Source organism: Parapedobacter composti (assembly GCF_900112315.1).
GTDB lineage: Bacteria > Bacteroidota > Bacteroidia > Sphingobacteriales > Sphingobacteriaceae > Parapedobacter > Parapedobacter composti.
Genome location: NZ_FOLL01000001.1, coordinates 251955 through 267001, shown reverse-complemented (window position 1 = coordinate 267001; position 15047 = coordinate 251955). Strand labels below are relative to the sequence as shown.

At 48.3% G+C, this 15047-nt stretch carries 12 protein-coding genes; 5 read left to right on the top strand and 7 right to left on the bottom strand.

The annotated features are described in order from the left end of the window. Positions 1-54 precede the first annotated feature (54 nt). From BM030_RS00975 to BM030_RS00960, 4 genes are all read right to left on the bottom strand, one after another. On the bottom strand, positions 55-1500 hold the full coding sequence (locus BM030_RS00975) for a Gfo/Idh/MocA family protein (protein WP_090970172.1): 1446 nt from the start codon (positions 1498-1500) through the stop codon (positions 55-57). 134 nt (positions 1501-1634) lie between these two features. Then, positions 1635-3227, bottom strand: coding sequence for a RagB/SusD family nutrient uptake outer membrane protein (locus BM030_RS00970; RefSeq protein WP_244518584.1), 1593 nt, complete (start codon positions 3225-3227; stop codon positions 1635-1637). Positions 3228-3275: 48 nt separating this feature from the next. Then, on the bottom strand, positions 3276-6347 hold the full coding sequence (locus BM030_RS00965) for a SusC/RagA family TonB-linked outer membrane protein (RefSeq protein WP_090970924.1): 3072 nt from the start codon (positions 6345-6347) through the stop codon (positions 3276-3278). A gap of 344 nt (positions 6348-6691) precedes the next feature. Continuing rightward, on the bottom strand, positions 6692-7411 hold the full coding sequence (locus BM030_RS00960) for a hypothetical protein (RefSeq protein ID WP_090970167.1): 720 nt from the start codon (positions 7409-7411) through the stop codon (positions 6692-6694). Between the two features lie 147 nt (positions 7412-7558). On the opposite strand from BM030_RS00960, the gene BM030_RS00955 reads away from it, so the two are divergent. From BM030_RS00955 to bcp, 3 genes are read left to right on the top strand one after another with little or no spacing between them, the layout of a single operon-like run. Then, positions 7559-8170, top strand: a complete 612-nt coding sequence (locus BM030_RS00955) for a fumarylacetoacetate hydrolase family protein (protein WP_090970164.1) — start codon at positions 7559-7561, stop codon at positions 8168-8170. An 8-nt stretch (positions 8171-8178) separates the two neighbouring features. Beyond that, positions 8179-9879: a M23 family metallopeptidase gene (locus BM030_RS00950; RefSeq protein WP_090970162.1), complete on the top strand. Its 1701-nt coding sequence runs from the start codon at positions 8179-8181 to the stop codon at positions 9877-9879. A 4-nt stretch (positions 9880-9883) separates the two neighbouring features. Beyond that, positions 9884-10342, top strand: coding sequence for a thioredoxin-dependent thiol peroxidase (gene bcp, locus BM030_RS00945; RefSeq protein ID WP_090970159.1), 459 nt, complete (start codon positions 9884-9886; stop codon positions 10340-10342). Here the strand turns inward: bcp and BM030_RS00940 are convergent. Next, the gene (locus tag BM030_RS00940) at positions 10337-10981 is read right to left on the bottom strand and encodes a 4'-phosphopantetheinyl transferase family protein (protein ID WP_090970157.1); all 645 of its coding nucleotides are present in this window, start codon (positions 10979-10981) and stop codon (positions 10337-10339) included. The two genes, bcp and BM030_RS00940, sit on opposite strands and share 6 nt — an antisense overlap. Before the next feature lie 103 nt (positions 10982-11084). Here BM030_RS00940 and dcd point away from each other — a divergent pair, with 103 nt between their 5' ends. Continuing rightward, positions 11085-11621: a dCTP deaminase gene (gene dcd, locus BM030_RS00935; protein WP_090970155.1), complete on the top strand. Its 537-nt coding sequence runs from the start codon at positions 11085-11087 to the stop codon at positions 11619-11621. 6 nt (positions 11622-11627) lie between these two features. On the opposite strand, the gene prfB is transcribed toward dcd, so the two are convergent. Then, a protein-coding gene (prfB, locus tag BM030_RS00930; protein WP_139215775.1) for a peptide chain release factor 2 occupies positions 11628-12717 on the bottom strand; the annotation gives its coding sequence in 2 pieces (ribosomal slippage) (positions 11628-12656 and positions 12658-12717; 1089 coding nt in all). Between the two features lie 80 nt (positions 12718-12797). Between prfB and pgi the strand changes: the two genes are divergently transcribed. Further along, positions 12798-14444: a glucose-6-phosphate isomerase gene (gene pgi, locus BM030_RS00925; RefSeq protein WP_090970153.1), complete on the top strand. Its 1647-nt coding sequence runs from the start codon at positions 12798-12800 to the stop codon at positions 14442-14444. A 51-nt stretch (positions 14445-14495) separates the two neighbouring features. Here pgi and tpx read toward each other — a convergent pair whose 3' ends face one another. After that, positions 14496-14993 carry a thiol peroxidase gene (gene tpx / locus BM030_RS00920; RefSeq protein ID WP_090970151.1) on the bottom strand — a complete coding sequence of 166 codons (498 nt, stop codon included), beginning with the start codon at positions 14991-14993 and terminating at the stop codon, positions 14496-14498. Positions 14994-15047: the final 54 nt, after the last annotated feature.

Here is a 15047-nt window from a genome sequence, read left to right as displayed (position 1 = left end):
CCATAGAGAATCCTGCTTATTAACCTTCCCGGTAAAGCCCGGCCAAGAAAAAAGTTATACCGTCGGCAACTCCCAGCCTTGGCGATATTCTCGTTTAACGAATTGGTTTACTTCATCAAAGTTAACCACTTTCATATTTTGGTTATCCCAGATGAGCTTGAGGTTCCTGCCGGGATAGCGGTTGTCTATACGCAAATCAGATCCGCGGATAGCCAAGTTTGCCATCAATAGCGCCTCGGTCAACGGTCCTGCAATGGAGAACGGTGAGCTAACCTCCTTCTTGCCATGCCCCGCGATACAGGCTTCCACCCATTGTGCATAATGCCCGGAAGCACCGCCCGGTACCCTTTCGTATTTCACAGGCAATTTATGCTGTTCAGTTAGCGAAGTGGGTAGCAACCTAGGGTTTTCCGCATAGCATCCAGCCATCATTTTTCCTTTGGTGCCGACAAACAGAATACCGTTGCCCCCATCACCGAACACCTCATTCGGCCCTAGTTCCTCCGGCCGCTCCGGTTGGATACCTCCATCCATCCAATGGATTTTCACGTCGCCCGGAGTTTTGTCCGTTTTGGGAAAAGTCAACACCGCATAGCTCGAAGGCGGGCAGCTTTCAGGGAAGTAGCCCCTTTTAAATTCATCAACGTATACCGTGCCAACGCTGGCCTGCACATCTTTCACATACTGAAGCCCCAATATACTAAAAGGGGCTTCCATGATATGGCAGCCCATATCACCCAATGCACCCGTGCCGTAATCCCACCATCCGCGCCAATTGAACGGCACAAGTTTATCTACGTAATCTTTATAGGGTGCCGTACCCAACCAAAGGTCCCAATCCAGTTCTTTGGGAACTTCTGCCTTTTGGGCAGGCCACTGTATACCTTGCGGCCATACCGGCCTGTCTGTCCAAGTATAAATGGTGTGCACATCACCAATCAGCCCGGCATCAAACCACTCACGCATAATCCGTACACCATCGCCGGATGCCCCTTGGTTCCCCATTTGGGTAACCACCTTATATTTCTTCGCTGCCTCTGTCAGCACACGCGCTTCGTAAACATCATGGGTTAATGGTTTTTGCACATATACATGCTTGCCCAACTGCATGGCGGGCAGTGCGTGAATAGCATGGTTGTGGTCAGGGCCCGACACTGAAACCGCGTCAATGTGCTTGTGTTCTTTATCCAGCATTTCCCGGAAATCCTTATAGTACTTAGCTTTCGGAAAACGCTGTACCGAACCTGCCGCCCGGCGGTCATCCACATCGCATAGGTATGCAATCTCAGCCTTTCCGCTATCATGAAAACTTTTCAGATCCGATTCGCCTTTGCCACCTACGCCGATGCCTGCTATCACCAATTTGTCACTGGGGGCCACAAAACCTGCGCCTCCCAACACATGCCGTGGTACAACCATGAAACCCGCCGCAGCCGCAGTGCCCGCCTTAATGAAGTCCCTGCGGGATGTGCCTGCTTTTGATTCGCTGTTCTTTTTCATTTAAATAAATTGTTTTAGCGTATGTTATGTTTATTCTAGTTGGCCAGCAAAATTACCGTACTCCGCTGTACGGTGCTAATATAATAAAAATGCCGGTAAGTGGTTAACACTTACCGGCTAAAATCATCAGAAATCTAATAACCCGGGTTCTGCTCAAGATTAGGGTTCATAGCAATCTGGGTATGCGGAATCGGGTAGATTTCTTTATTCGGATCATTTGTTGGTTCATGATCCCACCACGAGCCATCTGTAAACCGGCCGAAACGGATAATATCCGTACGACGCTTGCCTTCAAAGATAAACTCCCTTCCGCGCTCCGCCAGCAATTCGTCCATGGTCAGCGTAGCCGTCGTATATTGGGCCTCAGGCCAGTCTTCAGGGACAAATGCTCGCTCCCGGCAAGCATTGACCAAATCAACCGCTTCCTGCGTTGCCGTACCACCATTCCTACGCATGATGGCTTCTGCCTTATTGAAATAGATTTCCGTGAGACGATAGATAATGTAGTGGTTCTCTCGGTAATTGGGATCACTCAGCCGTCCGCTTTTATATTTATGAAATCGCGCACCGCTATTCTCTTCGCCTTCGGCCATACTGCCGTCGCTGGTTAAATCGCCCTCGCTCTCACGCCGTATGGAATTGACAAATACAATTGGTTGATCCGCCCATTCTTCGGTTCCCAGCACCGGTTCGTTTGTCCCGTACTTATACTGCGGTCCGAACAGAAACCATTCCGCCTTCCGCAGGTCATTGTCGGCATAAGCGTCAAACGCCGTCGGGATAACTACAAAGGCGTTCCACCCGCCATATCCCACGTCCAGTACCTCGCGCATATAGTCATAGCCCATGAAAAAGCCCCCCCAATCGAACACAAACCCACCTTGGCGGCTGTAGGCAAACTGAAAAAGCGATTCGGACGCTTGCTGATTCGTATTGCTGAACGTTTCCGTCAGGTTATCGGCTAACCGTGGCGTCCCGCCCAGCCCGCCGGCTTCTCCGTTGATGATTTTATCGCAAGCCGCTATACACTCATCCCACATTGGCCTACCCACAAAGTACTCGGCATTAAGATACAGCTCAGCCAACATGGCATAACCTGCCGCAGCCGATACGCGACCGGTTAATTCCGTTGAATACGGCAAAAGCTGGGGCACATACGTTTCCAATTCCGTTTGAATAAACTCAAACACTTCTTCCCGGGGTCGTGTCGGTAAATTGTGAGGTTCATCGGCCACCTCTGTAGCGATCGGTACATTGCCCCAAAGCTCCATGATTTTCATATAATGGAAGGCGCGCAACACGTGCAGTTCCGCTAAAATAGCCGCCATCTCCTCATCACTGATACCCAAGGCCGCATAATCCACATCATTAAGATCTGCCAACGCTGAATTAACATAACCCACGCCGGTCCACATTAATACCCAAGCCGTCCGCATGCGCCCTTCATTGGATGTCCAAGTATGGTAATGCTGCCTGAAATGGTCACCACCGTCATACCCGTGACGCCCTTTCTGGGGCCATGCTAACTGATCGGCCGATAATTCGGCGTGGTAATAGTACCCGTTCCCCCCCGTTGGCGCCAACCAAGCTTGCATATGGGTAAACGGCCTAAGGGCCGCTTGCATGACCTCAAGCCGTGAACTATAAAAGCTCTCCTTATTCAGTTCACTATATAAGGTCTCATCTAAATTCGTACAGGCATTCGTTACTGCTATCAGGCCTGCCATGATTGTGTATCGCGTGTTTTTAAAATAACTTTTCATTTCCGTATCCTTTTAAAATCCAACAATTAGCCCAAGTGCCCACGACTGCGTACGGGGATAAAAACCCCTGGTATCTATCCCTGTTTCGAAACCGGTATCCTGTAACTCCGGGTCAATACCACTGTATCCGGTAATCGTAGCGATATTTCTTCCGGTAATGTAAATCCGCATATTCCTGACGTAAGAAGAGTTAAATGGGAATGTATAGCCCAACGTGAGGTTATCCAACTTCACAAAATCGCCCCGTTCTATATAATAGTCCGAGTACTGTGGGTCGTCATTCAGTTGGTTATGCGTGGTAATGGCACTACGCAGCAGATTATTCGGCAACCACCGCTTATTTCCGAAATACAGATCCTGCGTATTGAGGATGTCAAACCCAAATTTTCCCCTGAAGAATATTGTTAGATCAAAGTTTTTGTATACAAACGTATTGCTCAGCGAAGCATTGTACTTAGGCACACCGTTGCCGATAACGGTGAGGTCGTTTTCGTTCATATCACTCGCGGACCCGGTGCTCCCATCAGCCTTGAAAAACAGCCATTCTCCATCATCGGTGAATCCCGCAAACCGTTTGCCGTAAAAGTTCCCAATGGCGCCGCCTTCCTCCAACCGGATAGCGTTACCTAAGTTTCCCGGCGAAGGCAATCCTCCAAACTCCAACCAATTAGCTTGGAAAAGCTCGCTGGACAACTTGGTTAGTTTATTGGCATTCGTGTTTCCTGCAAAATCTATATTCCACCTGAAATCGTCTCGTTGAATTGCTACTGCCGACAGCTGCAACTCCACGCCATAATTACGGATAGAGCCCACGTTGGTATAAATGAGATCCCTTACAAACGCAGGTTGCTGAGCGTTATAGTTGTATAAGAGATCCTTCGTTTCCCGATCATAGACATCCAGCGCACCGCTAATCCGGTTATTGAACAATGCAAAGTCCAACCCGAAATTCCATTCAGCCTTTTGTTCCCACCGCAAATTGGGGTTAGGGTTACGCGATGGACCGTAAGTTTGGTAATAAACGCCTTCCTGTGGATAAACACCTCCGGTGCCCAGCGTTAGAAGCGATTGGTAATTGGGTATTCCCTGATTACCCGTAACACCATAACCTACCCGTAATTTGAGTTCGTTGATTTGCGGAACATCCTGCAGGAAGGGTTCTTCGCTTAACGTCCAACCTGCCGAAACCGATGGAAAATTCCCCCACTTATGGTTAGCACCGAAACGGGAAGACCCTTCCCGCCTAAGAATGGCCTGTACCATATATTTTCCCTGATAGGCATAGTTTACACGGCCAAAAAAAGCAACCAATGTATTATCGTCTTTAAAACTTCCCATTCCGGGCCTCGGTAAGGCCGTGTTTTGTATTGCGCTGCCCGCGCCCAAGTTCCAATCCAGAAAACCGTCGGTAGTAAAGCCATTGTTATTCACGTTAAACCGTTCAGTGGTTCCATATTGATAACTGTAGCCAAGCAAAGCGGTAAATGAATGATCGCTGGCGAATGTGGTATTGTAATCGATGGTCGACTCGAATGTTTGGATCCAGGAAAGGTCATTCCACTTGGCAGCATAGGCCATGCCCTGCCATTCAGACGCTTCGCGTTGTTCCCAGTCGTTTGTCGATCGATAGAAGCGATCATTGAAATTATTGCGCACGTAAGAGCCAAAGGCCGTGGCAGATAATCCCTCGACGATATCGAGTGTCAACCTTGCGTCACCTGAAAAAACTTGCTGGTTACGTTCAGCGATCCGGTTTGCCAACCGCGATACCGGATTATAGTTGTTATACCCTTGCGTTTCTAGGAATGTGCCGTCCTCATTATAGATGGGAGCCGTCGGATTCCGCTGCACCGCCTGTTCGAAGTCAGCACCCGTGCTGGTGATGCGCGCATTGGGGTCATCTGAATTATTGAACCCGCCACCCAACAAGTTGGATTTACTAAGGTTTGCTGCGAGGTTTACCTGCAGACTCAACCGATCCTGCAGCCCGCGTTGGTTGATGTTTATCCGCCCTCCCCATTGCTCCCGATTACTCTGCTTTGCAATGCCTTTTGCGTCATTGAAGAAGATAGACGCCCGATAATTTGTGTTAGCCGACCCGCCTGAAGCAGCAAAGTTATGATAGTGGCTCATATTTTGCCTGTCGATCAATTCTTCGTATAGATCAGTAGAAGCACCAAAGTCTTGATCACTATTGATCAACCCCTGTGCAATGAGGTCCCGGAAATCAGCGGCAGTCAGGAAATCGGGCTTGCGGTCTACCACTTCCCGTTGCATGTATGTCGAGTAATCGAAACGAGGAGGTCCCTCTCTCCCTTTCTTGGTCGTGATAAGAATAACGCCAGCATTTGCCCGCGTTCCATAAATGGCCGCTGCAGATCCATCTTTCAGGACGTCAAATGATTCGATGTCGTCTTGCTGTAAAAGATCCAGGCTTCCTCCCGGGATGCCATCAATGACGATGAGCGGCGCGCGGGAACCAGTAATCGATGTGATCCCTCGAAGTTGGATAGCCGCACTGGAATTGGGATTATTCCCTTGTGTGCGGGTGATGCTTAATCCGGCTACTTTTCCTTGAATAAGATCAAGCGGCGACCGTGCACCGCCGGCATTGAAATCCTCAGCACGTACGGTGGCAACGGCAGAGGTCACCTCCTTTCGCCGCTGCGTGCCATACCCAACCACCACTACTTCATCCAACGTTTCAGCGTCATCAGACGCGAGGACTACATCAAGTACGGGTTGGTTACCAACATTAATTTCTTGGCGCTTATAGCCTAAATAGGAGAAAACGAGTACTTCACCTTCCGAGGCTTCAATTGAGAAGTGGCCGTTTTCGTCGGTGGTTGTCCCCCTCGATGTCTCCTTCACCGCTACGCTCACCCCCGTGAGCGGTAAACTGTCTGTCGCACCGACAACTTTTCCTGTAATGGTTCTTTGGATAGCAGATACAGTAAGGCCACTATATGACAAGCCCTCCGCTTTTGTAGTCGCAACGGCCCCAAGAATGAAAACTGCCGCGGAAATTGCAGCCAGTAAGGTCGGCGCAAAGCGCCCCAATGGGATATAAAATAGGTAGTTCATGGTAATGTGTGTTTTTAATATTTCTATTGTGATCTGTTCTTCGAAGCCACGGCAATAACCAGCAATTCCGGTCCATTTAAAGACCAGCCTATCGGTATAACAATGGCAATCAAAAGCCAAATAGCTATTACTAAAACGTTTTAACGTTCAAGCAATGGCGGAGGACGCTTGTAACGCTTCATTTATGAATAATTAATTAGCTGTGTGTTTTAGTAGTATGAGGTAAACAACGCTTGTGCAGAAATGTTTTACCACATACCCTGGTTTGCACAAAAAAGCCACTATCAGTGATAATGGCCTATTGTGCATAGAAAAGCCCGTCTAAAAGGAAACGCGTTATTCAATCAGCTCAATACTGAAATCGTTCTAACCAGCGCTTTCTTCGCCAGGGGCAGCAGCGTATTCTCCACCGGAAACGTAATGTCACTTTCTACGTGATACACAGCCGGATTGGGCAACTCCCGGCGCGTGTGAATCAAGTCTTTTCGGATGAACTCCGGTGTGTTGTATATGAAATGCCGCTCGTATCGGGTAATGTAAGTAGTATGGATTCCCCTGTACTTTTCATGTTGGTTTTCAAAGAGGGTCACCTGGTATTCATATACCCCTATACCTTTCTCATCGCCGTTACGCAATAACAGGTAACCATGGAATGGATACAATGGCCGAACCCCTACTTCAGAAATGGCGAGGTGGCTCTCCACAAAGTCGTGTATCTCCTGCCCTTCTTTTATGGCCGGTTTAATTTTATTGGCCGCATATGCGATGATCTGTTCAATCTCTTGCATCATCGCATCGTCGTTGACTATCTTTTCATACGTCATCTTCACGGCCGCCACATCGATGCTGCTCAGCCGTACAGGGAAACCTGCCTCCAACGTGGTCTTGTCTTTCTTGAATTTTTTCAGGTTATTGTAATGGAAAATCAGGTCGTTCAGGTTCGGATAAAGCTGTGTCTTGTTAAAGTGCGCGTTAATCTGCTGCAAGTACGCCAGTAACTGATATTGCTTATGTTCGAAATCAATGGGCACTTCGATAAACCAGTTGGCATTTAACGTTTGCATAGTTTACCTCCTTCTCTATCGGTGAATATACAAAAACAATCACCAATTAAGCCAATATGTTTGTAAAAAAAAGCTTAAACAATACGAAAAAATCAAGCAATCCCCTTAATCTTTGTATTTTCGCTTCGCGTTAAATACCTTGTCTCTATGAAAATTATCGCCATCGGCCGCAATTATATCGAACATGCCAAGGAGCTAAACAACCCCATACCAGAAAAGCCGGTGATATTCCTCAAGCCAGACACGGCCCTGCTGAAGGACAACCGTGATTTCTATTACCCTGATTTTTCGAAAAACATCCACTATGAAGTGGAAATCGTGTTACGGGTGTGTAAGGAAGGGAAACATATCGGCGCGAAATTTGCACATAACTATTACGATGCCATTGGCTTAGGCATTGATTTTACGGCGCGGGATATCCAGCAGCACCACAAAGAGAAAGGGTTACCCTGGGAACTGGCAAAGGCATTTGACGGTTCAGCATCGGTAAGCGACCTTTTGCCGAAAACGGCCTATAACGATTTGTATGCGTTGGACTTCCGGTTAGATAAAAATGGGGAAACCGTGCAGCGCGGCAACACGGGGGATTTAATATTTTCATTTGAAGACATCCTTGTATTTGTTTCCCAATACATCACGCTGCGCAAAGGCGACCTTATTTTTACCGGAACGCCTGCAGGCGTGGGCCCCGTGGCCATAGGCGATTACCTGGAAGGGTTTATCGGCGACCAACGGATGTTTCATTTTCACGTGAAGTAGTACCATACATGAAGATTAACCATATTGTTTTTCTCACTTTTTTTGTTTTTTTCACGCAGTTTTACGTAAAGGCGCAAAGTCCAATCATTAAAACAAGGGATTATCCGCAGGGGTATTTCAGAAACCCATTAGCCATTCCTCCGCAAGCCTCGGGCACATTCGGCGAACTGCGTGCTACCCATTTCCATGCCGGCGATGACTACCGCACGCAACAACGGATCGGGCTGCCACTTTTTGCGGTGGCCGAAGGGTATGTGTCTCGCGTACGTGTTCAGATTGGCGGCGGAGGAAACTCAGTTTACATCAACCACCCCAATGGATTCACCAGTGTATACCTGCATATGCACGAATTCAGTCCGGCGCTGGCGGCTATTGTCAAGGCCAAGCAATACGAGCTACAACGTTTTGATATCGATCTTCCGCTTGATGAAAAAGCCGTCCCCGTGAATAAAGGCGATCAGATAGGGCTTTCGGGCAATACGGGCAGCTCACAGGGGCCACATTTACATTTCGAAATCCGCGACACCAAAACCGAAGCACCATTGAATCCACAGCTGTTCGGGTTGAAATTTCCCGATAATTTGCCGCCGCTTATCCGGGGTATCACGCTCTATGATTTGGCAGACGAACCATTCAGTGAGCACACCCCAAGAAGGCACCTGTCCCTGCAAGGCAGCCAGGTGCTTCCCGTTAATGGCCGCTTTGGCGTGGGTATTAATACCGTAGACCGCCACAACGGCACATCCTTCAACAATGGTGTCTATTCCATCGAATTGCTGCTCGATGGCAAACCCATCAGTACCGTCCTGTTTGAAGAACTCTCTTTTGCCACGTCGCGCAGCATCCACGCTTACATCGATTATCCCTATTATATATTAAAAAAAAACCGGATACAGAAAAGCTTTAAGGATCCCAACAATCCCATCAATATCTATCATTTTCTGGAAGGTGATGGAAGCATTACCTTAACAGACAACAGGGAACACACACTTACTTACCGGGTACGCGATGTGCATGGCAACACCAGCACGCATTCTTTCAAGGTACGTAACGACCCTTCCTATACACCGCCTTGGCCGCGCACCACGGGTACGGCTATGTTCCATTACGGCACGGAAAACCGTTTTACCGCAGAAAATATCGAGATTATCATGCCGCCGGATGCCCTCTATGACCGGCTGCATTTCAACTATCACCAAGGTACGCGGCCAAAAGGCGGCTTTTCTCTGGTTCAGCACGTACACAACCGGTTCACACCGCTATTTCAAAGCTATGAATTGAAAATTAAACCCGACGAAACGCTGACAGAAGCCCTAAAACCAAAAGCCATTATCGTTGATATGGAAGGGCGATCCCACGGCGGTAATTTCGATAATGGCTGGGTACGCACCAAAACCCGCGAATTCGGCAGTTTTTTCATCGCTGTGGATACCCTGCCTCCAACCATCCAGCCTCAAAACATCAGTGAGGGCAGAGATTTAGGCAGTACCAGCCGGATCAATTTCAGGATTTCCGACGATCGATCGGGCATACAGTCGTTCAACGGCTATATCAACGGTAACTGGGTACTCATGGAATATGACCCCAAAACGCGGTCGCTATGGCACAACTTTGAACATGACCTGCCAAAAGGCCGCCATCAATTCCGGCTGGAGGTTATTGACTGGAAAGACAACAAACAGGTTTTTGAAGCTAATTTTATCCGATAATTATATGTCAGCATTAAAAGTAGGTGATCAGGCCCCGGCCTTTACGGCCAAAAACCAACATGGAGAAACCATATCCCTGCATGATTTCAGGGGAAAAAAGGTGATTCTTTACTTCTATCCCAAAGACAACACTCCGGGATGCACGGCGGAAGCCTGCAGTTTCCGCGATCATTACCAATCCTTGCAAGCCGATGGATTTGAGGTTATCGGCGTGAGTATCAATACCGAACGTTCGCACCGCAATTTTGCTCAAAAATTTGCCCTCCCGTTTCACCTGCTGGTCGACGCCGATCATCACATTGCTTCAACATACGGTGTATGGGGAGAGAAAACGCTGTTCGGCCGCAAATATATGGGTACCCTGCGCACCACTTTCGTAATCGACGAGCATGGAAAAATTATGCACGTTATCGACAGGGTAGACAATGAGAATGCCGCTCAACAGGTCAGGGCATTATTATAGCGCGTTTTCCACTACATATCCCAGCATGTAGTCCTGAAACCGTTCATAATAGACCTTGAACTGCTCACTCCGGTTGGGGGCTTTCAGGTCCAAGTGTAGCACTCCCTGTTCTTGATAATCAAACGGCAACACAGTCATGTTATCTTTGAACGACACACCTTTGTTGCCTTGCAATTTATATACGGCTTCCTTGGCACACCAGCAAGCGTATAGCTTTTCGACATGATCGTTACCGATAGCGTCCAATTCGCCTGGTTTCATGAATTTATCCGCTATGCGGAGAATCTTCGGTTTCACCAATTCGAGGTCGATACCCACTTCCCCATTATTGCTCATCATCACCGCAGCGTAGTCAAAAGAATGGGTTAACGAGATGCGCTGCGGAAAGTTAGCCAGATACGGCTTGCCGTTTTCATCAGAGGGGCAATCGATATAACCTGTGGTGTCCAGCATTTCGCGCAGCAAAACCCGCGTTGCCAACCAGTGCAACGTACGCTTGCCTTTATTCAAACGGCTTAAAGTAGTCCGTTCACGGACATTCAATTGCAGCCTGCCAATCAGTTCGTCGGCGGTTTCCTCAATGCGCCAGATGGCAAACCGTACGTTACTGTCTAACTCCCGTAAATATACCAACGCCATGCACTCAAAATTAGCTATTTATTGCGAATTAGTCCTTAAAATCTGATTCATTAATGTATTTTTGCCCACTGGCCAATGATTGGGCGGTTTTTAAAGAAGAAAGATGATCTTATCCGACAAACGCATATTGGAAGAAATTGAGCGAGGATCCATTATAATCGAACCGTTCCGCCGTGAATGCTTAGGTACCAACTCATATGATGTGCATCTGGGCAAGTACCTGGCTACCTACAAAGACCGGGTATTGGATGCCAAGAAACATAATGAGATTGTACATTTCGAGATCCCGAAAACAGGTTATGTACTGGAGCCCAATACGCTGTACCTCGGCGTTACCTTGGAATATACCGAAACTCACAACCATGTACCATTCCTCGAAGGGAAGTCAAGTACCGGGCGCCTCGGCATCGATATTCACGCTACGGCCGGCAAAGGCGACGTGGGCTTCTGTAACACATGGACGCTGGAGATATCCGTTGCACAGCCCGTCCGCGTTTATGTGGGCATGCCCATAGGCCAGCTTATCTACTTTGCCGTTGAAGGGGATATCGAAACGTTTTATAACAGCAAATCGAACGCCAAATACAATAACAAAACCACCCGCCCGGTTGAAAGCATGATGTGGAAAAACGAATTTTAGGATTGATTAATTTCCGCCGCCGAACTCCATCAGGTAAGCTTTTAAAAATTCGTCTATTTCCCCATCGAGCACGGCTTGGGTGTTTGAAGTCTCCACGTTGGTACGCAAGTCTTTGACTAGTTTATAGGGGTGTAGCACATAATTCCGAATCTGCGAACCCCACTCTATTTTCTTCTTGCTTCCTTCGATAGCCGCCGCGGCTTCCTGCCGCTTACGCATTTCGATTTCATAAAGCTGCGATTTCAAAAGGCGCAGCGCATTCTCCTTGTTTTGCAGTTGCGAACGCGATTCCTGGTTCTTAATGATGATGCCTGTCGGTTTGTGGTGCAAACGTACGGCAGTTTCCACCTTGTTGACGTTCTGTCCGCCTGCCCCTCCCGAACGGAAAGTATCCCACTCAATATCCGACTCTTTAACCGCAATCTCAATATTATCGTCGACCAACGGATAAACATACACAGAAGCAAATGAGGTATGCCGCTTAGCATTTGAATCAAAAGGCGAAATACGCACCAATCGGTGCACACCATTCTCTCCCTTTAGATAGCCGTAAGCAAAATCGCCAGAGAACTGCAGGGTTACGGTTTTAATGCCTGCCACATCACCTTCCTGGTAATCCTGCTCGGTCACCTTATAACCGTTACTCTCCCCCCACATGATATACATCCGCATCAACATGCTTGCCCAGTCGCAGCTTTCCGTACCTCCTGCACCGGCAGTGATTTGCAGCACTGCATCCAGTTGGTCTTCCTCGGCGCTCAGCATGTTTTTGAACTCCAGTTCTTCCACCTTGGCCAGGGCCGTGTCGTACTGCTCCTTCAAATCCGATTCTGTAGCATCACCAGCTTGGAAAAAATCAAACATAACCAGGGCATCATCCACGGCAGCGGCCACTTCATCGAAGTGGTCGGTCCATATCTTCTTGCTCTTGATGGATTGCAGCGTCTTTTCAGCCTCCTTAGGATGATCCCAAAAACCCGGCTGCAGCGTAATTTCCTGTTCTTTGGTTATCTCTTCTTTCCTCGCATCGATGTCAAAGATGCCTCCTCAGGGAAGCTGTTCTATCCCTCAAGTCCTGTATTTGTTCTTTGGTCATGCGGACAAAGGTACGGTTTTCGTCGTTTTATTTTCGCTTAAACGCCGAAAACCTTAAATTCGCACAAACAAAATAGAGACATGCTACCCCGTATCAATTTCACTGAAACGCAAGCGTACAAATACCTCAGCAATCACTATATCGACGTCGCTCCCCGTCATCTTAAAGAGATGTTCCGGGACGACCCCGATCGGTTCTCGAAATTTTCAATTACGTTCGGCGATATCCTGTTTGATTACAGCAAAAACCGCATCAATGATACCACCAAAGCCTTATTGGTACAGCTAGCACGGGAGTGTCAGTTGAATGATGCTATCAAGGCAATGTTTACGGGTGAGGCCATCAATGAAACCGAAGGCCGCGCTGTACTGCATACTGCCCTGCGCAATCAAGGCGGCGAGCCCATCACTGTGGGAGGGAAAGATGTAATGACTGAAGTCAAAGCCGTCTTGGCCAAGATGCAGGCATTTTCCCGAAAGGTCATCGGCGGTGAATGGAAAGGTTACACCGGAAAAGCCATCAGCGACGTGGTGAATATCGGTATCGGAGGGTCAGACCTTGGCCCGGTGATGGTTACCGAGGCCCTCAGGCCCTACAAGAACCACCTCAATGTACACTTTGTATCCAATGTAGACGGCACTCATATCACCGAAACGCTAAAACGGGTGAATCCTGAAACCACATTGTTCCTGGTGGCGTCAAAAACGTTTACCACGCAGGAAACCATGGCTAACGCGCATACGGCCCGGCAATGGCTGCTGGATAGCGGCGCTTCACCCGCCGATATTGCCAAGCACTTCGTGGCCCTCTCCACCAACGGCAAAGCTGTAGCCGAATTCGGTATCGACACCCAGAATATGTTTGAGTTTTGGGATTGGGTGGGTGGCCGTTACTCCCTGTGGAGTGCTATTGGCCTATCCATTGTATTAAGTATCGGTTTTGACCATTTTGAACAACTGCTCAAGGGTGCACACGCCGCGGATGACCATTTCCGGAACACCCCATTCGAAGAAAACATACCCGTCATCATGGCACTGATGGGTATCTGGTACAACAATTTCTTCGAAGCCGAAACCCACGCCATTCTTCCGTATGACCAGTACCTGCACCGGTTTGCCGCATATTTCCAGCAAGGCGACATGGAAAGTAACGGCAAGTATGTCGACCGCAACGGGATGCCCGTAGATTACCAAACCGGTCCCATCATCTGGGGTGAACCCGGAACCAATGGTCAGCATGCCTTCTACCAGCTTATTCACCAGGGCACCAAGTTGATACCATGCGATTTCATTGCGCCCGCACAAACCCATAATGCAGTCGGCGAGCACCACACCCTGTTGTTATCCAACTTTTTTGCACAAACGGAAGCCCTGATGAACGGAAAGGACGAGGATGAAGTGACAGCAGAATTGGAAGCGGCAAACGTGCCGGCAGAAAAAATCAAACACCTGGCGCCATTTAAGGTGTTTGAAGGTAATCGCCCCAGTAATTCGTTTCTACTTAAGAAAGTAACCCCTTATACGTTAGGATCGCTGATTGCGTTATACGAGCATAAGATATTTGTGCAGGGCATTATCTGGAACATCTTCAGCTTCGATCAATGGGGTGTAGAACTGGGTAAACAACTTGCCGGAAAAATATTGCCAGAACTAAGACACGATGACGAAGTTCAGTCGCACGACGCATCCACAAACGGCTTGATCAACCAATTCAAACGCTGGCGTTGACGGAAAAATCCTGTCGACGCCAGCGCATAATAACTGTACGGGGGCAGCAGCCTACAGAGCAGCCAATGCTTGATCATAGTCAGGCTCATTGGCTATCTCTGTAACCTGTTCAGTATATTTAACAGTGCCGTCTTCACCGATCACGACCACTGCACGGCTGAGCAGGCCTGCCAATGGGCCATCGACAATCCGCAACCGATAGGCATCCGAGAAATTGCTGTCTTTATATTCCGATAGGGTTTCCACGTTGCTGATGCCCTCTGCCGCACAAAACCGCCCCTGCGCAAACGGCAAATCCCGTGAGACGCAAAGAACTACGGTGTCATTCAAGCCTGCAGCTTTTTCGTTGAAAGCCCTTACCGATGCTGCACATGTGCCGGTATCTATGCTCGGAAAAATATTGAGAATGATTCTTTTCCCGGCATAATCAGCCAGTGTTTTGTCGGCAAGGTTGCCAGCTGTCAGCTTGAAATCGGGAGCCGGGCTCCCCACGGCAGGAAGATCTCCCGCTGTATGTACTTCTGTTCCTTTGAAAGTGATTGTTGCCATAGTTTCTTATTTTGGAGGTAATAATAACAAATTAACACAACATATGGAAAAGTG

What these genes read in the sequence shown, in the direction of transcription:
- BM030_RS00975 (WP_090970172.1), bottom strand. Translation starts at nt 1,500, where the DNA reads ATGAAAAAGAACAGCGAATCAAAAGCAGGCACATCCCGCAGGGACTTC.
- BM030_RS00970 (WP_244518584.1), bottom strand. Translation starts at nt 3,227, where the DNA reads ATGGCAGGCCTGATAGCAGTAACGAATGCCTGTACGAATTTAGATGAG.
- BM030_RS00965 (WP_090970924.1), bottom strand. Translation starts at nt 6,347, where the DNA reads ATGAACTACCTATTTTATATCCCATTGGGGCGCTTTGCGCCGACCTTA.
- BM030_RS00960 (WP_090970167.1), bottom strand. Translation starts at nt 7,411, where the DNA reads ATGCAAACGTTAAATGCCAACTGGTTTATCGAAGTGCCCATTGATTTC.
- BM030_RS00955 (WP_090970164.1), top strand. Translation starts at nt 7,559, where the DNA reads ATGAAAATTATCGCCATCGGCCGCAATTATATCGAACATGCCAAGGAG.
- BM030_RS00950 (WP_090970162.1), top strand. Translation starts at nt 8,179, where the DNA reads ATGAAGATTAACCATATTGTTTTTCTCACTTTTTTTGTTTTTTTCACG.
- bcp (WP_090970159.1), top strand. Translation starts at nt 9,884, where the DNA reads ATGTCAGCATTAAAAGTAGGTGATCAGGCCCCGGCCTTTACGGCCAAA.
- BM030_RS00940 (WP_090970157.1), bottom strand. Translation starts at nt 10,981, where the DNA reads ATGGCGTTGGTATATTTACGGGAGTTAGACAGTAACGTACGGTTTGCC.
- dcd (WP_090970155.1), top strand. Translation starts at nt 11,085, where the DNA reads ATGATCTTATCCGACAAACGCATATTGGAAGAAATTGAGCGAGGATCC.
- pgi (WP_090970153.1), top strand. Translation starts at nt 12,798, where the DNA reads ATGCTACCCCGTATCAATTTCACTGAAACGCAAGCGTACAAATACCTC.
- tpx (WP_090970151.1), bottom strand. Translation starts at nt 14,993, where the DNA reads ATGGCAACAATCACTTTCAAAGGAACAGAAGTACATACAGCGGGAGAT.